At 46.1% G+C, this 19,987-nt stretch carries 18 protein-coding genes; 8 read left to right on the top strand and 10 right to left on the bottom strand.

Annotated elements, in window-relative coordinates; all coding sequences use genetic code 11:
• The first annotated feature begins 42 nt into the window (after nucleotides 1-42).
• On the top strand, nucleotides 43-699 hold the full coding sequence (locus ACXHJ2_RS15510) for a response regulator transcription factor (RefSeq protein ID WP_165081466.1): 657 nt from the start codon (nucleotides 43-45) through the stop codon (nucleotides 697-699).
• A 48-nt stretch (nucleotides 700-747) separates the two neighbouring features.
• Entirely contained in the window at nucleotides 748-2,001 is a 1,254-nt protein-coding gene (locus tag ACXHJ2_RS15505; protein ID WP_013370142.1) for an aminotransferase-like domain-containing protein, read from the top strand.
• A 20-nt stretch (nucleotides 2,002-2,021) separates the two neighbouring features.
• Here the strand turns inward: ACXHJ2_RS15505 and ACXHJ2_RS15500 are convergent, their stop codons facing one another.
• On the bottom strand, nucleotides 2,022-2,855 hold the full coding sequence (locus ACXHJ2_RS15500) for a DUF2161 domain-containing phosphodiesterase (protein ID WP_165081468.1): 834 nt from the start codon (nucleotides 2,853-2,855) through the stop codon (nucleotides 2,022-2,024).
• A 282-nt stretch (nucleotides 2,856-3,137) separates the two neighbouring features.
• Between ACXHJ2_RS15500 and ACXHJ2_RS15495 the strand changes: the two genes are divergently transcribed.
• Nucleotides 3,138-5,033, top strand: coding sequence for a PrkA family serine protein kinase (locus ACXHJ2_RS15495; protein ID WP_013370145.1), 1,896 nt, complete (start codon nucleotides 3,138-3,140; stop codon nucleotides 5,031-5,033).
• A 250-nt stretch (nucleotides 5,034-5,283) separates the two neighbouring features.
• A complete protein-coding gene (locus ACXHJ2_RS15490; protein ID WP_165081470.1) occupies nucleotides 5,284-6,306 on the top strand; it encodes a globin-coupled sensor protein in 1,023 nt (340 codons plus the stop codon).
• Between the two features lie 195 nt (nucleotides 6,307-6,501).
• Here the strand turns inward: ACXHJ2_RS15490 and ACXHJ2_RS15485 are convergent, their stop codons facing one another.
• The 7 genes from ACXHJ2_RS15485 to ACXHJ2_RS15455 form a co-directional block, all read right to left on the bottom strand.
• Nucleotides 6,502-7,368 carry an arylamine N-acetyltransferase family protein gene (locus ACXHJ2_RS15485; RefSeq protein WP_025676396.1) on the bottom strand — a complete coding sequence of 289 codons (867 nt, stop codon included), beginning with the start codon at nucleotides 7,366-7,368 and terminating at the stop codon, nucleotides 6,502-6,504.
• Between the two features lie 243 nt (nucleotides 7,369-7,611).
• Nucleotides 7,612-8,508, bottom strand: a complete 897-nt coding sequence (locus ACXHJ2_RS15480) for a phosphotransferase (RefSeq protein WP_064963896.1) — start codon at nucleotides 8,506-8,508, stop codon at nucleotides 7,612-7,614.
• Between the two features lie 18 nt (nucleotides 8,509-8,526).
• Nucleotides 8,527-9,537, bottom strand: coding sequence for an aminoglycoside phosphotransferase family protein (locus tag ACXHJ2_RS15475; protein ID WP_165081472.1), 1,011 nt, complete (start codon nucleotides 9,535-9,537; stop codon nucleotides 8,527-8,529).
• A 207-nt stretch (nucleotides 9,538-9,744) separates the two neighbouring features.
• Nucleotides 9,745-10,296, bottom strand: coding sequence for a PepSY domain-containing protein (locus ACXHJ2_RS15470; protein WP_165081474.1), 552 nt, complete (start codon nucleotides 10,294-10,296; stop codon nucleotides 9,745-9,747).
• 115 nt (nucleotides 10,297-10,411) lie between these two features.
• Complete coding sequence (locus tag ACXHJ2_RS15465; protein ID WP_165081476.1) at nucleotides 10,412-11,005, bottom strand: PepSY domain-containing protein; 594 nt, start codon at nucleotides 11,003-11,005, stop codon at nucleotides 10,412-10,414.
• Between the two features lie 22 nt (nucleotides 11,006-11,027).
• Nucleotides 11,028-12,389: a sensor histidine kinase gene (locus ACXHJ2_RS15460; protein ID WP_165081478.1), complete on the bottom strand. Its 1,362-nt coding sequence runs from the start codon at nucleotides 12,387-12,389 to the stop codon at nucleotides 11,028-11,030.
• Complete coding sequence (locus ACXHJ2_RS15455; RefSeq protein WP_165081481.1) at nucleotides 12,386-13,087, bottom strand: response regulator transcription factor; 702 nt, start codon at nucleotides 13,085-13,087, stop codon at nucleotides 12,386-12,388. Before ACXHJ2_RS15455 ends, ACXHJ2_RS15460 begins: the two co-directional genes overlap by 4 nt.
• Nucleotides 13,088-13,507: 420 nt before the next feature.
• Here ACXHJ2_RS15455 and ACXHJ2_RS15450 point away from each other — a divergent pair, with 420 nt between their 5' ends.
• From ACXHJ2_RS15450 to ACXHJ2_RS15435, 4 genes are all read left to right on the top strand, one after another.
• On the top strand, nucleotides 13,508-13,708 hold the full coding sequence (locus ACXHJ2_RS15450) for an AroM family protein (RefSeq protein WP_165081483.1): 201 nt from the start codon (nucleotides 13,508-13,510) through the stop codon (nucleotides 13,706-13,708).
• Nucleotides 13,701-14,387, top strand: coding sequence for a response regulator transcription factor (locus ACXHJ2_RS15445; protein WP_165081485.1), 687 nt, complete (start codon nucleotides 13,701-13,703; stop codon nucleotides 14,385-14,387). The genes ACXHJ2_RS15450 and ACXHJ2_RS15445 overlap by 8 nt, the downstream gene beginning before the upstream one ends.
• Nucleotides 14,384-15,967: a sensor histidine kinase gene (locus tag ACXHJ2_RS15440; protein WP_165081487.1), complete on the top strand. Its 1,584-nt coding sequence runs from the start codon at nucleotides 14,384-14,386 to the stop codon at nucleotides 15,965-15,967. The genes ACXHJ2_RS15445 and ACXHJ2_RS15440 overlap by 4 nt, the downstream gene beginning before the upstream one ends.
• Before the next feature lie 125 nt (nucleotides 15,968-16,092).
• On the top strand, nucleotides 16,093-17,277 hold the full coding sequence (locus ACXHJ2_RS15435; protein ID WP_165081489.1) for a WD40 repeat domain-containing protein: 1,185 nt from the start codon (nucleotides 16,093-16,095) through the stop codon (nucleotides 17,275-17,277).
• Between the two features lie 67 nt (nucleotides 17,278-17,344).
• On the opposite strand, the gene ACXHJ2_RS15430 is transcribed toward ACXHJ2_RS15435, so the two are convergent.
• Nucleotides 17,345-18,787 carry a SpoVR family protein gene (locus ACXHJ2_RS15430; RefSeq protein ID WP_064963889.1) on the bottom strand — a complete coding sequence of 481 codons (1,443 nt, stop codon included), beginning with the start codon at nucleotides 18,785-18,787 and terminating at the stop codon, nucleotides 17,345-17,347.
• Nucleotides 18,784-19,950, bottom strand: a complete 1,167-nt coding sequence (gene yhbH, locus ACXHJ2_RS15425; RefSeq protein WP_165081491.1) for a sporulation protein YhbH — start codon at nucleotides 19,948-19,950, stop codon at nucleotides 18,784-18,786. Before yhbH ends, ACXHJ2_RS15430 begins: the two co-directional genes overlap by 4 nt.
• Nucleotides 19,951-19,987: the final 37 nt, after the last annotated feature.

Below are 19,987 nucleotides of genomic sequence, written 5' to 3'. Positions count from 1 at the left end.
TTCGTTAAATATGTATTTTTTTGTAAATCAGGAGGTTTAGATATGAGAAAAATATGGCAGGTGGTCATCATAGATATTCATCCTACAAGTATGCTGGGAACAAAGCTTATTTTGGAAGACCAGCAGGATTTGCTTGTTAGAGGGATGTCTTCCTCCGGCACAGAAGGCCTGGAGCTGGTTTGCTCCATTCGCCCGGAAATTATTTTAATGGACTATAGGTTGCCTGAGGGAACGGCGGAACCGTTTTTGACACAAATGCGGGTCTTGTCTCCGGACAGCCATATTGTTATTATGACGGATGAGGACAATATTACGTTGTTCCAGCAGTTAATCTCGCTTGGTGCAAATGGAATGCTATCCAAGCAGGCATCACCGAGCCAGTTAATTCACCTGATCAACGGTTTGCGCGAAGGATTTGCTTCATTACCGATGGATTGGATTCGTTGTGGAAACTGGCCATTTATGCCGTTAATGGCTTCCGAGCCTTTTGACGAATTGACGCAAACCGAAGTTTTTATTATGGAACGTATTGTACAGGGAATTACATATGACAAAATTGCTGTCGAGATCGAAGTTAGTCGGCGCTCCATTGATAATTATTTACGTAAAATTTATGCGAAATTAGGTGTGTCCAGCCGGGCGCAGGCGATTGAACGTTATGCCTTATATGCGCGTCAGATGAAGCAGTTATATGCTTGACGCGTCAGCCCGGAGATCATGACTATTTTCAGGAGAAGGAGGATGTTCATGCAATATTCCTTTGCTTCACGAACGGCTGCGATGTTGGCTTCTCCAGTGCGTCATATCCGGGAAAATGCGAGAAAACATTCCTTTATATCTTTGGCTGAAGAATTGCCCGCACAAGAGCTGTTTCCGGTGAAACTATTGGAAGAAGCGGCTCATGATGTGTTTGGCTCCGGCCCTGACGCCCTCCAGTATGGTGAACCGGAGGGTTATTTTCCGTTGCGGGCATGGCTTGCGGGAGAGTGGGAACAGCGTAAAGGAGTAAGAGTACCACCAGGTCAAATCCTTCTCACCACAGGTAGCCAGCAGGCCATTGACTTGATCGTAAGGCTGATGGTGGATGAGCGTGATCCGGTATTGGTCGAGAACCCGACATCCCCTGGATGTTTGCAGGTGCTATCTATGCAAGGGGCGCAGGTCGTTCCTGTAGAATCAGATGGGGAGGGCGTTATTCCCGATAAGCTTGAAGCTTTAATGATCCGTTATCGCCCCAAGCTTTTTTTTGCTACGCCAACGTTTACGAATCCGACAGGCTCCTTATGGAGCGCGGCTAGACGGCAGGAAATTTTGGATCTGTGTAGACGTCATGAGGTGTTAGTCGTTGAAGACGATTCTTACGGTGAATTGCATTTTAAGACAAAGCACGAAACTCATGATAAGAGTCCGCATGCGCAGAGCCGAAAGTTTGCAGAGGCTTACCCCTCACTATTCGCGCTGGATCATGCGGGTCAGGGTGGTCAAGTGCTATATATCGGTTCATTTAATAAAACAGTTGCCCCTGCACTGCGAACTGGCTGGGCGGCTGGTCCTGCGCCGCTGATTGAAGGGATGTACGCCTTGAAGCAGCTGGCTGACGTGCAATCCAGTACGATGAACCAACGGCTGCTGTTCCAATTGCTGACCAACTCGCGTTTTCAATGGCACGAGCACTTAGCAATGTTGAACAAGGAATATTCAACTCGGCTCCAATTACTCTTAGAGCTGCTGAAGCGTCCGTTTTGGAAAGATGTGACGTATCATATTCCATCTGGTGGGATGTATGTGTGGGTGAAATTGCCCGCTGGGCTGGACAGCGCCTTGCTGCTCAAAGCGGCGCTACCCAAGGGTGTAGCCTTTATGCCAGGTGCGTTGTGTGCGGTTGGCGATGAAGGTGCGTCCCATATTCGCCTTAACTTTAGCCACCCAGGCCGAGAACAGCTGCTTATGGGCATGAATCTAATCGGTGAGACGATCGGAGAATTTACTGCGCGAAGCTAGTCAAAATAAATATCCGAGGGTCAGTCATCCTCTGCTTCCGCTACAATGGTGGAGTAACCGACGGATGCGTCCGCAATCTGCAATTGCTCGCTACTCTCGTTAAACTCTGCCGCCATTCCACCCGCCACTTCAATGCCCTGCTGCTGCAGCACTTCCGCATACTCGCTCAGGGCGGCTTCACCGAACGGAGTCAGCCGATAGCGACCGCGGGCTACACGTTCAAACCAGCCGTAGTAGTTACGCTGGAGTACGGCAGCAGCATCGCTGACGGCTGCTGTACGGGCAAGCTGCGCCGGGGCGGCTTCTCCCAAGCCCTGCAAAGCAGCGGCTACGCGCAGCGCTTTTTCCCGGTAGGCAGTGACCAGCTTGCGCCGGGTGCTACCGCCGACATTGTGGTCACCGCTGCGTGCGTGGAATTCCCGCAGCAGCTTTTCCTTGCGCGAGCCACGACGAATGGCAGTCGTTTTGTAAACATCATCGCTAGATGCCACGGGCTTACACAGCACCTCAACGAGCGGAGGCTTTGTTTTAAAATACGTGACGGTGAGCAAGCCAAGCCCCAACTGGCGGCACAGTCCGATCAGCTCATTCCAGCGTTGATTCACCGCCCCTTTTTTGGCACGGTTCCGTTCTACGGCTACATATACATTGCTGCTTAGCTTCAAGCGCTGCATACCTTGCAACACTAACGCCAGGTTAAACGTCTTTTTTATCTCCACAATCAGTGGCGTTTGCTGCCCTGGCTTGATTCCCACCAAATCGCAGTTACGCACTTCTCCTTTGACTTCATATCCCAAATTTTCAAAGAAGGCTTTGACTGGAGCGTACAGCTCCGTCTCATGCCGAACCGCCATGGATTCTCCCGCTCCTTTATCCCATTATTCCGAGCTTATATTGTACCATAATGCGTCAGGTCCGCGTCGTTGTTGTCTATTTTAACATAGTGAATCCCTTTGTTTTTGGAAAAAGCGTAGAGACCTGTCACAAAAAATAGGTCAATTCTGAAATCAATCTGCATAGGTATGTATTACACTTTTTTTAAGAGGATCGCATCATATCCTGAAAGGCGTGACGAGTGTAGCCATAATCATCAAGAGTGGAGGATAGTCATTACGCAGTCATGGGAGGAACCGAGCATGAATATTTTTGACCGCCTTGCGGAGTACCGAGCGGAGAACAACCGCTTGGCCTGGAACGGCACTTTTAGAGAGTATATCGAGATACTCAAGAAAGACCCGACACCGGCGATGACCGCTCATGCACGGGTTTACAAAATGATTGAATCTTTTGGTGTAGAAGAGGTTGGGGGACATAAGCGATATAAATTTTTTGAGCAGGAGATTTTTGGGCTGGATCGTGCACTGGAGAAGCTGGTGGAGGAGTACTTCCATTCCTCAGCCAGGCGGCTCGATGTCCGCAAGCGTATCCTTCTTTTGATGGGACCTGTTAGCGGAGGGAAATCGACACTGGTCACCTTGCTAAAGCGTGGGCTGGAGAAGTTTTCAAGAACAGATCAGGGAGCTGTGTATGCTATAGAGGGCTGCCCTATGCATGAAGATCCCCTTCATCTTATTCCTCATGAGTTGCGTCCCGAATTTGAAAAGGAACTGGGTGTACGCATTGAAGGTAACCTGTGCCCATCCTGCCAGATGAGATTGCGTACGGAATTTGATGGCGACATCGAAAAGGTGCGTGTGGAGCGGGTCTTTATATCGGAAGAAAACCGGATCGGCATAGGTACGTTCAGTCCTTCTGATCCAAAGTCACAGGATATTGCCGATTTGACAGGCAGCATCGACTTTTCCACCATTACGGAGTATGGTTCGGAATCTGATCCGCGCGCCTATCGATTTGACGGAGAACTGAATAAAGCGAATCGCGGACTGATGGAATTTCAGGAAATGCTGAAATGCGATGAGAAATTTTTATGGAATTTATTGTCTCTGACCCAGGAGGGAAATTTCAAGGCCGGACGGTTTGCGCTCATCAGTGCAGATGAATTGATCGTAGCTCACACGAATGAATCGGAGTATAAAAGCTTTATTGCGAATAAAAAGAACGAGGCGTTGCAATCGCGGATGATTGTAATGCCCATTCCCTATAATCTGAAAGTGTCCGAGGAAGAAAAGATTTATGCCAAACTCATTGAGCAAAGTGACATGCGTCATATTCACATCGCTCCTCATGCGCTGCGAACGGCTGCCATTTTCTCTGTGCTCACCCGGTTGAAAGAAACCAAGAAGCAGGGTATGGATCTGGTTAAAAAGATGCGCATGTATGACGGTGAGGAGGTCGAAGGCTATAAGGAGGCCGATCTGAAGGAGATGCAACATGAGTTTCTGGAAGAAGGCATGTCCGGCGTAGACCCAAGGTACGTCATTAATCGTATTTCCAGTGCCCTGATTAAGCAAAATGTGGAGTCCATCAATGCTCTGGATATTTTACGAGCCATTAAGGATGGTTTAGACCAACACGCTTCCATCACCAAGGAAGAGCGGGAGCGTTATCTGAATTTCATTTCGGTGGCTCGTAAGGAATATGATGAATTGGCGAAAAAAGAAGTACAAAAGGCCTTTGTGTACTCTTTCGAAGAATCAGCCAAGACGCTGTTTGATAACTATTTAGATAACATCGAAGCTTTTTGCAATTGGGCGAAAATCCGCGATCCGCTCACAGATGAGGAGCTCGACCCGGATGAGCGGCTTATGCGCTCCATCGAGGAGCAAATCGGGGTGTCGGAAAATGCGAAAAAGGCATTCCGTGAGGAAATATTAATCCGTATTTCCGCCTATTCTCGCAAGGGGCGAAAGTTTGAGTATCATCATCATGATCGGCTGCGAGAAGCCATTGAAAAGAAGCTGTTCGCCGATTTGAAGGATATTGTGAAGATCACAACTTCGACCAAAACGCCTGATGCTAATCAGCTCAAACGGATGAATGAGGTGATTAAGCGACTGATTGAGGAGCATGGCTACACTGGAGCCAGCGCCAACGATTTATTGAGGTATGTAGGCAGCCTCCTGAATCGGTAAGGGGAAATAAACAATGGTGTGAATGAGGCTATGGAATGAAATGGATGGTGAAGAGAATCCGGCAGGCACAGAGCGTTTGAGGTGCTGGCGGGTTCTTTTTTTGTATTATTAGGGAGTTGAATTTATACACTCTTCTGAAATTAATATGAAAAAAATCATAATCAATCTTCTGCTTTTTTAACATTTTCTAAAAAGTTGCCGATAAATATGGTAATGTAAAATCTATGTAAACTATTATTTGGAGGAACTTATGATTCATGTCGCTGAGAGTAGATTAAAACAGATACAATATATTGGTATTACTGATGGTGATTTGGCTTTATTGCACCACTATCAGGGGCTATTCCAATCTATTGTAAATGAGGTAGTGGACCGTTTTTATGAGCATGTAGAAAAGGTTCCGCATCTCGTGTCAATTATCTCTAAATGGTCGAATATTGAGCGACTAAAGCAAACACAACGTGAATACTGGCTTTCTCTTGCAGATGGGAAAATAGATGATCAGTTTATCGAACACCGCCTTTTTGTGGGGCAGGTACATTCCCGAATCGGATTGTCTTCCGATTATTATTTGGGTACGTACATTGCTTATCTGGATATTGCAGTAGACATTTTAAAGCGTTCGGGGATAGAGGACTGGTATTCTATTGTGCACGCTCTTTCCAAAATGTTCAATCTGGATTCTCAGCTTGTGCTGGAAGCTTATCAGGAAAAGGAAAAGGAGCAGATTAACGAGCTCGCCGATGAACAAACGCAGATGCTGACTGTGGTGTCCCGAATTGCACAAAATTTGACGGGGATGATTGCCGAACTTAGGGAAAATACCGATAATATCGCGGAGAGTGCCTGCAATACTGCTTCTTCGCAGGAAAATACAGAGGAACTAGTATTGCAATTGAGTGACGAGATTAAGCATATTGAACAGATGAGCAGTACCATTCGAGAATTGTCCGATCAGACTCATCTGCTAGGACTGAATGCGGCGATTGAGGCAGCCCATGCGCAAGAAGCAGGGCGTGGATTTCAAGTGGTGGCGCAGGAAGTGCGAAAGCTGGCATCTAATTCAAAGCAAGCACAGGAGCAAATTCAGCGCAAGGTGCTGGATATTGCCCGTATGCTTGACAGTGTGCAGTCCGAGACCGCTACCACAACAGCCAGTGCCCGGCAACAGGCCTCCAGCTCGGAAGAATTGGCTTCATTCACAAAGCTGATTGAAAACATGGTGAAGGAATTGGAAATGCTTCAGCACTCCCCGGAAATGCTGGAGGTGTGAGATGTAGTTTGAGCGGTATATCGTGGGGAACTGGAAGTTTTGGGCGTTAGCTGGCTGGATACTGGCAAAGCGATGCTCTTCCTGTGTGGCAGTCCAATCAACGCAACAGAGGCAACAGAGGTAGTGCATATTCCTATGAAAGAATGAATGAATCTTTGAACAAGGAATTAGAGGAAGCTTCTCTATTGTAACGCTTCAGTCAAAGATTTTTTTCCATTCCATATGAGCCGCAAGTACTCTTTTCCATAACTCGTCCCGTTCCTGATGACTGTAGTTAACGAGCGGCTCACCAAATACATCTGCCAATACTTCCAGCCACTGCGACTTCTTATCCAGCTCTATTTTTTCCAAACCGTTTAGCCCACGTTTTTTCCAAATACATCCTCTGAGTTCATTCGCTTCTAATGCTTGCCTTTGCCGAATTAGAAACAGGTTAAACCATGGAGATTCCACGGAGCGGCTATAGAAATGATGTTTCGGCCTGAATTCTTCCAAATCCTGAACAACCGTAGGGGCAAAATCAACGCCAACAAATGAAGCAAGCGGGTCATGTTCTAAACGCCAACCATTAGTAACAACTTCAGATTCCATAACTTTATAACGAAGTGGGGTTTGTTCATAAGTCCCCATCAGGAGTGGAAGAGGCTCATATGGCATATCGCCTAGTCCGACATCTACAATCCATACTTCATCTTCTTGCTGCTCATTTAGCAAGTTCACTGTTAATCCAAGATGAAATGAATTAATGCGAGGCTCAGCTCCTAAAGGTTGTACCCCAGCATGATGCAGAGAAACTTTGTACCCTAGTGAATGTAGTAGCGCACTAAAGGCACCATTCAGATGAAAACAATAACCACTTCTCCCATGTAGAATGAGTTGAACAGATTCTTGAAAACCAATGGCAGCCGGCTTTCTTGCAAAAATGTCCAACGTTTGCCATGAAAGATGTTTTACATGTGCCTTATGCAACTCCACTAAATAGGATAGGGTAGGAGGCTGAACTTCGGGAATTCCGATTCTGTTCAAATAAGCTTTTATTTCTTCTTTTGTCATGGTGTACATGTACAGTCACCTCTATTGTTAGTTTGCCAAATTCTCTTCTCGAAACAAATGAGCATTGAGTCTTAGCATCATTGTAAAAGGGGGGCGTGCTGTGTACAATGCTATAAATTTTTGGTTGTACCGGTACAATCAGAAAATCGATTCGTTTAGTAACATGCCGATTTTCCTTAGCTAGTTGTCAAAACACAAAAAAACAGACCTTATCACCGGGTCTGTTTTTTTGCTTAGTTCCATGCCAACTGATTATAGCAGTGATCTAAGTTCACGTCGGTATTTGTTCAGATGCACAAACGATGGAATGACTCGCTTCGCAGAACGGAAGCCGCCTATTCTAAGGTTGCGGACCACATGATAGGGAGAGATCAATAGCATATGAAGCAGATGCAAATCCTGAGTGCTCAACGGTCGATATCGTTGATAAAATTCTATCGCGCGCAGCATCTTTGTCGCGTTCCATAGACAATTCCGATGAAGAAGATGGGAGAGATCCTTCATCCTTACATGTAGGGAACAATTTTCGAAGTCGATCAAATGGATTTTGAGCTGCCTGTCTTTGACCAGATTGGGATAGTTATAGTCACCGTGTATTAATGCAGCTGCTTTTTGCTCCTGCTGGATTGCTGCTCGAACTTTGGGTTGCTGTAGACGATATAACACTTCTTCACAAAGAGCTAGGAGATGTGCTGTGCCTTTGTAAGGACTGAGGCGTTTTTTATATTCAGCTATTTCATCGCTCAAGCCTTCATAACGGATTCTGGAAGGCGGCGCTTCCGTGACAGGAAACCCTACGGCACTGGTGTGGAATTTGGCTAAAGTAGAAATTCCCTTTTTGAAGTCTATTCTTTTTGTGAATTCCGGCCTGGGTCCATGAACCCAATTGGTTAATGTATACGAAACGCCTTCATAGGTCATGTAGGCTGTTTGCTGTACGGTTGGATAGACCTTTTGGCTACGTGTAAACCCGCGTTCATCCAGGTAGGACAAGACACGTGTAATAAAACGAATCTCTTCTTCCGGGAATTTATAGGGTTTTAAGCAGTAAGTTGTATTGGCAGTTTCAATCTTGTGAATGTCCTTCATTTGACGGCTACGCTGAATTTTGATTCCGTACATTTGCTCAACATTCGATAAAATCGACATTTTGCTCCTCACTTTCTTTTATACACGGGCCCACTCCTGCAAAATATGGATGATTTGTAATCGAAGAGGCCACGACTGATCCCAGTTGTCTAGGATTTCGCGGTCTCTTGAACGATTTGGATGTCGGGAAGCATGCCAAGCTTCTCGTGGCAGTTTATATAAAGCTGTAACAATCTTCCGCTCAGTTCGGCTGAGTGGTTTGCGTTTTTGGTATCCCCTCAACAAGGATTGCACAAATTCAGGATTGAATTGAGTCGTATTCATAAGAGCCTTTGCCAAATCAGCATAAACTGAGCCAATTTTGGCCCGATCCCAATCAATGATTTTGAGATGACCGTCATCTGAAATAATGACATTCGGGGTGGTGATATCACTGTGTATCAAGGAGGGGTGCCGACGTTCCGTCCGAAGCAGTCTTATAATGGATGCGTCCTGCAAATCCTTCCATGCACGTCTGGATAAACGTTTACAGTCCTTGCTATGAGTGTTGTACCAGTTGCGGTACTCTTTATTCTGGCGGCTGATTTTTATCATTTTTTTTTGGAAAAGACGATCTTGGTTTTTCCATATCCGCAATTGTTGAATGGTCGGAGGGGACTTTCCTTTCTCCATCCGATGCAAGCCGGTGGATGTAGCGTGAAGTGTGGCAAGAGCCAACCCCAGTTTTTCGAAATCTTCAGCGGTCTCCAGTCCCCGTCCTTTGATCCACTGACTTACATAAAATGGCGTCTCTTGATACAAAGTCCATAGCTTGCCGGAATGAGTGGGGAGCCATGTGGGCATATAGGTATACTTTCTCTTTTTCAAAAGCCTTATATAGCTCGCAGCTCGTTCCATCTGTTGAATCGTATTTGAACGAGCCATCTTTGAACGACTAAAGGGTTTTAATGCATAAGTTCCCTTTTTCGTTTTTACTTGGATTACTGCATTCTTTCGGTATAGTGATGAGACTAAGCTTGATTTTAAGGGGATCAGGCCGAAACGACGGGTGATTTCGCGAATCTGTGCTTTTGTATAGGATTTCGCCATAAGAACCTCACTTGATTTTTAATTGAAGAAAAAAGGTAATCCTCTGTTAGTTATCAGTCTATTCATGAGGAAATAATAGGTGCAGTTTTATGGGCTATTCTCGTTCTTTTCCTGTTCACGTTAGTCAAAAAAACGGAGCAGCGAAAGTTCGCTGCTCCGTTTTAATTAACACTGTATTATGCAAGTCTGGTCATGAATGGTGGGTGATTAGTTATCGTTGTTGTCATCATCTTCGTCTGTATCCACGATCGCTCCAGATGATGCATGGATTTCAAGCTCAACAGTTCCTTCGTTGGTGAGTACCTTGACCTCATAGATGAACTGTCCATCTTCCTTATCTAATTTAGAAGACAGAAGGGTACTCCCAGGCACATGCTTAAGTGCAATTTGTCCAGCCTGCTTTTCAGTTAGAGTGACGTGGTTGGGTTTGTAAAGGGAAGACTCGTCATTCGAGTCATGATCAAGCTCGGAATGGGAACGGATGGTTTTCCCAGTATAAGCATCAACCTCTATATCCCAATCTTTATCTCCTTGCTGAAGATCCACTTCATAGTAGACTTTTCCGTTCTTGCGCTCCAGTTCGACATCCTCAACTTGCGCATGATCTCCCACAGCTTTTTTGGCAATATTGGCAGCAGTAGTCGCTCCAATTAGTCCTATAGGCTTAGCAGCCCATACGGCATTTGCCGAGACACCTGTAGCCGTAACTCCAAGCAGAACCGTGGCTGCTATTATTCCTAATGTATAGTTTTTTTTCATTACATAATTCCTCCTTGAGCTGTATGCTTGAATACAGCTTAACCCTTGAACATGAGAGGAACATAATAGAATCATGAGAAAACAATGAGAAGACATAAGCAAGATCATCAGGACGTCATGATTCGTCGTGATCCTGTTTTTCTTTTTCCCAAGTGATAGAGTCGATTGAGCCAGATACTGCATTGATCTGCACCACTGCCTCACGCCCATCTTGTACCTCAACCTCAACAAGATAATAGAGGCCTTTGTCATTGCGGTGCAGTTCAATGTCATCGGATGTTCCATTCACTGCTTTTGCAGCAAGCTTGGCTGCTTCATTCTCTGTAATGACAAGAGAAACCGGGTCAGTTTTATGGACTGGATTTGATTGGTCACTGGGCTCTGAGGAACCGGGCGTGTGATCTTGGGGTTCCTGCTTTGCATCTGTATACATCTGTGTCCGCTTTATGGATTGGATGACACCATCATAGGCGTTGACTTTTATTTCGTACTTCCCTTTGGCGCGTTCTAGCTTGATCACATAAAAATTATCCAAACGTTGGGATTCGAGCACCTCGCCAGGATACTGATGCAATACAGATTGGACCACGGCTTTTTCTTCCAAAGGCGAAGCTGCTAACGATCGTGCCCAGGGCCACTGTAAAAGGCAAATGGTGATCAATACAGCCACTACCGTACCTCCAATCATCCAGGCATAGATCGTTTTCATCGGTTTTCCCTCCTTTGGCTTATTATTTTGGAACAGCAGGGAGGATGATCGTTGCAGTTGTTCCGCTTCCCTCTATGCTTTCTAGCCCAATTTGTGCTTGAATAGCTTGAGCAATTCCTGTAGCTAATGATAAGCCTAGCCCGGCCCCACCTTCCTCGCGGCTTCTGGCTTCGTCCACACGATAAAAGCGGTCGAAAACTTTAGATAACTTTTCTTCAGGAATTCCAATTCCTTGATCTGTGATTCTTATGCAAGGTTGAGTCGTACCGCCCATAATATCAATCATCAGGTGTATCGGCTCGTCACTGTATTTGCGTGCATTATCCAAAAATATAAATAGAAGTTGTTTTAGTTTATTCTCGTCCGTATAGGCAGTGCAGTCTGTCTGTACATCCAGTTGAATTTGTCGGCCGAAAGCATTTTCAAATGTAGCTTTCAGTTCTGTCCCTACTTTGGTCAAGCGTACAGGTTCTAACACGACATTCCATTGTTCTTCGTTTCTGGCCAACAGAAGAAGTTGTTCTGCCATATCTTTCATTCGGATCGCCTCAGAATGGATTGCTTCAACGGATTCGGCAAAAATATTGGGATTCTGCAATCCCCGTCGTTTAAGCAAACTAGCATAACTTTCAATAATGGTTAGAGGGGTTTTCAATTCATGGGACGCATTCGAAACGAATTGTTCTTGGCGAACGAAATTCCGCTCCAGCAATTCAATCATGTCATTAAACGTTTCTCCCATTTCGACTAGCTCGTCACGTGATGACGAATTGAGCGGAAGACGTTTGAATTTCCCGCTACGTTGAATCTCTTTCATCGTGCTAATCATGGATGTAATTGGATGTGTAATCAGTCTGCCCAGCAGTCTTCCCGATATGACGACAGGAATAAGAGCAATTCCTGTGACTGCAATAAGTACGATTCTAAGTACCTGGAGCGTCTGCATCGTCGATTGTAGACTTTCGGTCACCTGAAGATTGACAACCTCTCCATTCGACCAAATCATGGGGACCGATACGAAAATATAACGGTTGCTCTCATGGGTAATGATGCGAACCTGCCGTGTTTCATTAAAAACGCCATTCATCAAGCTGAGAGACTGCTCTGATGAAGAGGTGATAGGAGCAAGAAAATCGCCTTCCGGTCTCATCAGACGAAGCATGCCGTCCAGAGGCACATAGGCTCGTAGCAGATCCTCAGCGGCTATGGATACTGGAGCACGTTGAATGCCATGAATCATGTTCTCTGCTGCGGCCTCTACCTGGTTTTTTCGACTGTCTATTGAAAGTTGGCTGAATAGAAAATAGACTGAGAAATTAATAGCCACAAGTAAAATCCCGAATAATAACGAGGTGTACGTATGGATTTTGTTCTGCAGCTTCATAACGATTCCTTCAGAACATAACCAATACCGCGCACTGTATGAATCAGCTCAGGGAGCTGGCGCGTGGGGTCAATTTTATTGCGTACGTAGCGAATATACACATCGACCACATTGGTATCACCAATATAATCAATGCCCCATACATTTTCCAGTAATTGTTCACGACTAAGGACCTGCCGCTGATGTCGGAGTAAATGAACGAGCAAGTCAAACTCTCGCGGCGTAAGCTCAATGTTGTGCTCTCCCCGAAGCACTTCACGTGTACCCTCATGAAGACGTAAATCTCCGGCACTAAGCCATTGATCTGCTACTTGTGAAGCCATGTCTTTCGTTGCACCTACCCTGAGCGCGGCCCTTACACGTGCAAGCAGCTCTTCGATCACAAAAGGTTTGGTAACATAGTCATTGGCTCCCAAATCGAGTCCCTCGACCTTATCCGCAATGGAACTTTTAGCCGTCAATAAAATGACAGGAACGTTCGCATCATGTTTACGAATCCTCCGAAGGAGTTCGATGCCATTGATACCGGGAATCATAATATCCAGCAAAACTAGATCCCAACTACCTTTACAATAGGTCTCCAGCCCATCAATTCCGTTCTTTTCTTTACTTACTTGATAGCCTTCAAATTCAAGTTCGATCTCTAGAAGTCGGGCAATCTTCTCTTCGTCTTCTACGATCAAAATGGATTGGTTCATAATCATGCCCTCCTGTAGGCGAATAGCCGATACGGAAGTATTTTAGCATATACGGACAGGTAAGACACTTCAAAACACAGGGCTGGGAGAGAATGAGATTAGCATAGTGTGTTATATTTATCGACATTAAAAAATGATAATAGCGCTATAAGTTTGTTTTTTTATCCTGTGAGCACAAGAAAAAGGTCCATGTTTTGGCCGAAATGAACATTGTTATGCTAGAAAAGTTGCATTAACATAAACTAAAACTCATCAATTGGTGAAAACTGCGATTTCTTCAGCTACTTTCGGAACGGCCAATAGCCTGCTCATTCCAATTTAAGCTCCTATCTTATGGAAACACCTGATAAGGGCAGGCGGCAGGCTTGCCCTTTGTCATCAGGAGCGTAAAATAAAATGAAGCGAAAGTAGAGATTCAAGATGTATAAGCTTGGAATGATTACGATTGGACAATCCCTTCGGTCAGATGTAGCCCCTATCGTAGAAAGGGCATTGGAAGAACGGGCCGAGCTGGTGAAGGCACTTGGGGCAGCGGCTGGAGCTCGCCTGGCAACTATGCTTGGCATGACCGATGATATGTGCATGAACGTTTTTTGGGCAGGGAGGGAAGGACATGGATAAAAGAGTACTGATAGCGGACGATGAGGCGAGTATCCGGAATGCACTGGCCTATGCGTTAAAGCGGGAAGGTTTTTTGGTGGAAACTGCTGTGGATGGAGAGGATGCATTGGAAAAAGTGCGTTTGTTCCACCCGGATGTGCTCATACTGGATGTGATGATGCCCAAACTGGGCGGATATGAGGTGTGTCGCCGTTTGGAAAGCCGGAAGGGCGTTGGTATTCTACTGCTAACCGCCAAAAATGATATCGTCGATAAGGTGCTTGGACTGGAGCTGGGAGCAGACGATTTTATGAGCAAGCCGTTTGACCTGAGAGAACTGCTCGCACGTATTAAGGCATTAGTACGGAGACTGGAACGAGAAGGAGCACCTGCGCCGGAAGGAACGGAGGTAATACTGGGTCCATTACGAGTGCGTCCATCTAGCCGAACGGCCGAACTCGGAGTAAAAGCATTGGATCTGACCCCCAAGGAGTTTGATGTACTGGCTCTGCTGGTGTCCCATACTGGGAGGGTGTATACAAGGGACGATCTGTTGGAACAAGTATGGGGCATTGATTATGTGGGAGGAACGCGGACGGTGGATATTCATATTCAGCGCTTGCGCAAAAAATTGGAACCGCATCAGTCGATGCTGCAGACCGTATATGGAATCGGCTATAAGGCGGAGAAAATGACGTGAACGAACATCATTCACTCCATTCACAAGAAAGATTGCAGTCCACTGACCCGCAGAAGCGCAAACGTAAGCGTACAGGCTTGAGCCTGCGCTGGAAATTTCCGCTGGTCCTGGCGGCTTTACTGCTGTTTACTGTCGGTTTGCTGAGCTGGCTCGTGCTTACTGGTATTCGTGCCAATCAGACAGACCAAATGGAACGCGGCTTAAAGCGTCAGGCGGAAATCGTGGAGATGCGCGTCAAACAGTCTTACCTGTTGGGAGCTGGCCAATCACCCGAAGAATTCATGAAAAAGCAAGCGCCACAGCTTGCCGTGGAACTCGGTGTGTCCAGTAATATGCGCGTTATTTTATATGATGGCCGGGGACATGAGGTCGGGAATTCTCTACCACTGGCTTATAGAACAGATATCAGTCAGGCGCTTTCTTATGCGCTCCAAGGGAAAATTGCGTATATTACAGAAGGTAGCTCAGTGACCTATCTAGCTCCGCTTCAAGGTCCAGACGGCTTGCTGGGAGTGATACAGCTTCATAGCTCAATAGAAGCACAGCAGCAGTTTTACCAGGACATTGCCCGCTTGTTTTTATGGACAGGAGGTGCGGTGCTGGTCTTAAGCTTTATTCTTGGCTTAGGCTATGTCAGCCGCCAGACGAGGGACATCGGACGACTGACTCGCGCTTCTGAGCAGATCTCGGCAGGGCACTATCCAGAAGCCAGATTGCTGCGACGGCAGGACGAGCTGGGAAGGCTGGATGAAGGGATGCTCCAGATGAGTCATGTGATCCGGGCAAGTATTACCGCGCTCGAAAATGAAAAGCTTCGGCTGGAAGAAGCGGTTCGGCGTTTGAGAGAGCTAGAGCAGCAGCAAAAGACCTTTATTGGCAATATCAGCCATGAACTGAAGACTCCGTTGACCTCTATTCAGGCTTACGCTGATTTGCTGGATATGTATGGGGATGATCCCGAATTGGTGCGTGAAGCCAGAGAAAGTATCGGTAAGGAAACCAAACGGTTGTATGAGCTTGTCGAGGATTCACTGAGACTATCTGTGCTGGACAAATATGATTTTGAATTACATACGGAGGAAGTGGAGCTGCATTTGCTGCTCGAAGATGCAGGTAGCCGAATCCGGGGGAAAGCTGCGGCGCGTGGACTGAATTTTTCGATGGATACCATTCCAGCCAAGGTGTGTGGAGACCCTAAGCATCTGATGCATATTGTGCTGAATTTGCTGGATAATGCAGTAAAATACAATCAGGACGAAGGCTGGATTACGTTATCTAATCGAGTGGAAAAGGACACCGTGATAGTGTATATACGCAATTCCGGTCCATGGATTCCTCGGGAAAAATGGGACATGATTTTTGAGCCGTTTGCTACCTTAAGTCGTGATCGTTCTCGTCAAGACAGTGGCACGGGACTTGGCCTGCCTTTGGCACGCAGACTGGCGGAGCGCATGGGTGGAGAGTTGCAGCTCACAGCTTCAGACGAAACCGGGTTGGAAAATGGCAATGGTCATTCAGGTGCAAGTGGCAATGAATTTTCGCTCAGGCTACCCCTGTTGGTTCACGATGGCTTCCAGTAGTTGGACCGCTCGATAGCTATAGAACTGGAAATGTTGTCTTATTTACAATTTGGAAACAATTCGATGTATTCACGAGATGTTCAGGCATTAAGCTGGGGGTAACGTTAACAAGGAGGCCGTTGTACATGATGAAGAAAAACCTAGACAGCCACGGGAAAAAGAACGGCTTTCCTCGTCTCAAACATCCCTATGCACGCTTTTTCAGACACAAAGTCACAGGATTGCTCATGACTGGCTTGATCGCTGGAGGATTGCTTGGCGGCTGCGGCATAAAAAGCGCAGGAGAGACAATTCCAACATCCGGTATGAAACCGGGGCAAAAGCTTACTGTGATTGACATGGAGGCAGCTCGGCAGCAAGTATCGGACGAGCTGGTGGTACAGTCCATCGACAAGCTGGGAGATGTCTACGCGAGGTCATGGCTGAGTGATGAAGAGCTGATTGTGGAACGTCAGAATCAGTTATGGATTCATAATGTAAAGACCAATAAGGAACGAGTTTTAACACCAGGTCGTAAGGCTCTACAGTTACTTGCTGTGGTTTCTCCGGATCAGCGCCATGTCTTTTTTACGGAGGGCAGCACCAGCAGCAAGTATGATATTCAGGGCTATATTTTAGAGCTAAGCAGTGGCAAGGTTACATCGGTTGGCCAGCTGGACATGACTAACGAAGTGAGCTGGGGCGATAAGGATCATCTCATTACAGGTAAACCAGACGGTAAGATACATCTGATTGGACTGGACGGCAAAGCTGAAGAATTGAGTTTTCAAGATCCGAATCGCTCAGAATTGATTGCTCATGTCGAAAAAGTGGGTAACGCCATATTTTATACAGGCAATGATAAACAAGGGTATCCGGTGCTGAATCGGTTCACTCTCAATCATCCTCAAGCTGTGACCATTGCAGAGGGGGCCATGTCTTTTGCAGTGTCGCTTGATGGTAAATCTATTGCCATTGAAAAGCGGAAATGGAATACATCCGAACCTGCTCGTATGATCATTTTGGATGAACAAGGCAAAGAGAAAGGAATCGTGGGTCAAGGGACTTTAATGAGTCGTGGAAGCTGGTCCAGCGACGGGTCCAAGCTTGCTTTTTCCATTTATGATGAGGATCAGCAAGGTATGAGAGGGTTGTATGTGTTTGACCAATCCACGGGTAAAACCACTCCCGTTACGACCGATATCCAGTCCTATGACAGTCCAACAGTGTGGAGCCCTTCCGCCCGGTTTTTATCCATGTACCAGAACATTTCGGAAGGTGGAAAACAACTGAATCAGAGCTACATCGTCGAATTTAAGAAAAAGCAGTAAAAAAAGGCGCATTTCCTTCTTCGGAATGCACCTTTTTTAATTAGGCTGGTTATTCGATTGTGTATCACTATACAAATTTGCGATGATGTTTCTTACCGTCATATGAAAATAAGGCGAGCTTACCTTCAATCATTGTTTCCAAATGAACGGTGCGCCCCCATAGCTGATATACATACGGAAGCGTACGCTCCATATATTTTAAATCCAGTTCAATGCCTTCATACTGGTGCTTGAGCTTTAACTCGCCTGTATGCAGATAATCTCCGTCTTCAACAACGATATAAGGGGAGCCTCCATTTACACGTGAGAACACAAGCTGATCCCGTATGTTTTCCCAGGATTTATCGGTAATTTTCCAATCCGGTCCCCGTTTTTCAAACACGTACAGATCCAAATCCTCCGTTAGTTGCTTGGTCATGTAATTGCGTATAAAGGAGGTATCCGAATCAAACTCTCGCACCTCGAACATTTTAGCTCGACCTTCGCCCGGTTTGCGTCCTTGGCGCTCTTGCTCCTCGCGGGTCGGGTTATCCCATCGCTTTTCAATATCTTCAAATATTTTCAATCCCAAATAATACGGATTCAAGCTTTGCTTGGAAGGCTGCACAACGGAGGCGTTCAGCATGGCAAATTCAACGGTTTCATCCCCAGTCAAATCCAGTTCTCTGACAATCCGTTGATGCCAATAGGAGGCCCAGCCTTCATTCATGATTTTGGTCTCCATTTGGGGCCAGAAATACAGCATTTCGTCCCGCAGCATCGTCATGATGTCCCGCTGCCAGTCCTCCAATACCTCGGAGAATTCCTGAATAAACCAGACAATATCTTTTTCAGGTTCCGGTGGGAACTGGCGTACCTTAATACCCTCGGTCTCGGCTGAATCATGCTGCTTTACTGTGTCCAGTGACCACAGATCATCGTAAGGTCCGATGGGACGCTGGTGTTTTTTAGGTTCTTTTTGCTCCTTGATTTTGAGTTCCATGTAGCGTTGTTTATCCAGATGCCTTGGTTTGATGAGCTGTGGGTCTACATGTTCCTGTATCGCCAGTACAGAGTCAATGAAGGATTCCACGGCCTTTGAGCCGTACTCCATTTCATAGCTGCTGATCCGTTCTGCGGTGGCAGACATGCTCTCTACCATATTGCGGTTGGAGGCTGAGAAGCGGGCGTTGTGTTTAAAAAAATCGCAGTGTGCCAGTACATGGGCGACAATCAGTTTATTTTGCACCAAAGAATTTCCATCCAGCAGGAAAGCGTAGCAGGGATTGGAGTTAATGACCAGCTCATAGATTTTACTCAATCCAAAATCGTACTGCATTTTCATCTTGTGAAATGTTTTTCCGAAACTCCAGTGACTGAAGCGCGTGGGCATACCATACGCCCCGAATGTGTATACAATATCCGCCGGACAAATCTCATACCGCATCGGGTAGTAGTCGAGCCCGAATCCATCTGCAATCTCCATAATTTCTGATATCGCGTACTCAAGCTCTTTCTGATCGGTGCTCATCCTACCGTTCCCCCTTCCCGTTTGCGAAAAAAGGTACGTAAGGCTTGGTATACCTCACCTTTTTCCTTGATGACATAGTACATAAACTGATCCGTTTTAATATTCTTGTAGGCTGACATCAGCGTACTGCTGCGATTATATTGGTTCACCTCTCCATAGCCGAACATATTGCTGCGCTTCATAAGCTCCTCGATTAGTTTCACACACCGTTCATTGTCTGAGCTTAGGTTATCGCCATCGGAGAAATGGAAGGGATAAATATTATAAGTCGAAGGAGGATAGCGTTTATCGATAATCTCCAATGCTTTCAAATAGGCAGAAGAGCAGATTGTGCCGCCACTTTCACCGCGAGTAAAAAATTCTTCCTCCGTAACCTCCTTGGCTTCGGTATGATGCGCAAGAAAAACAATTTCCACCTTTTCATATTGGCGACGCAAAAAGCGGGTCATCCAGAAAAAGAAGCTGCGGGCGCAATATTTTTCAAAAGATCCCATACTGCCTGAGGTGTCCATCATAGCGATAATTACCGCATTGGATTGGGGAATGGTCTTCTCTTCCCATGTTTTGTAGCGAAGATCGTCCGGACTAATATGATGAATGCCCGGATTCCCCTCACGCGCGTTGCGGCGCAGATTTTCGAGAATCGTTCGTTTCTTGTCAATGTTCGCTTGCATGCCTTTTTTGCGTATATCATTGAATACGATAGATTCAACCTCAATTTGATCCTTATCTTTTTGCTGCAAATGCGGCAATTCCATTTCCTCAAACAGCATATCTTCGAGTTCTTCTATGCTGACTTTTGTTTCCATAATATCGTGTCCCGGTTGGTCGCCTGCTTTCTCACCTTTACCTGGCTTTTGGGAAGCAGGATCACGTCCGATGACATCTCCCACCTGACTGTCGCCATCCCCTTGGCCTACATGCTTTTGCTTTTGGTAGTTATAAATGAAGCGATATTCATCCAGACTGCGAATGGGCACTTTGATAATCTGTTGACCGTCCGACATTATAATATTTTCTTCCGTAATCAGATCGGGTAGATTTTGTTTAATGACATCTTTGACCTTCTGCTGATGGCGTTGCTGGTCCTGGTACCCTTTGCGATGCAGCGACCAATCTTCGCGGGATACGACGAATGAATATGGCTGGCGTGGTTCCGTCATTGTTAGGCACCCCCCAAGTGGATACACGGCACAGTTT

Source organism: Paenibacillus sp. ALE3 (assembly GCF_054113405.1).
Note: the sequence above shows the minus strand (reverse complement) of the source record. Positions and strands in the feature narration are given on the sequence as shown.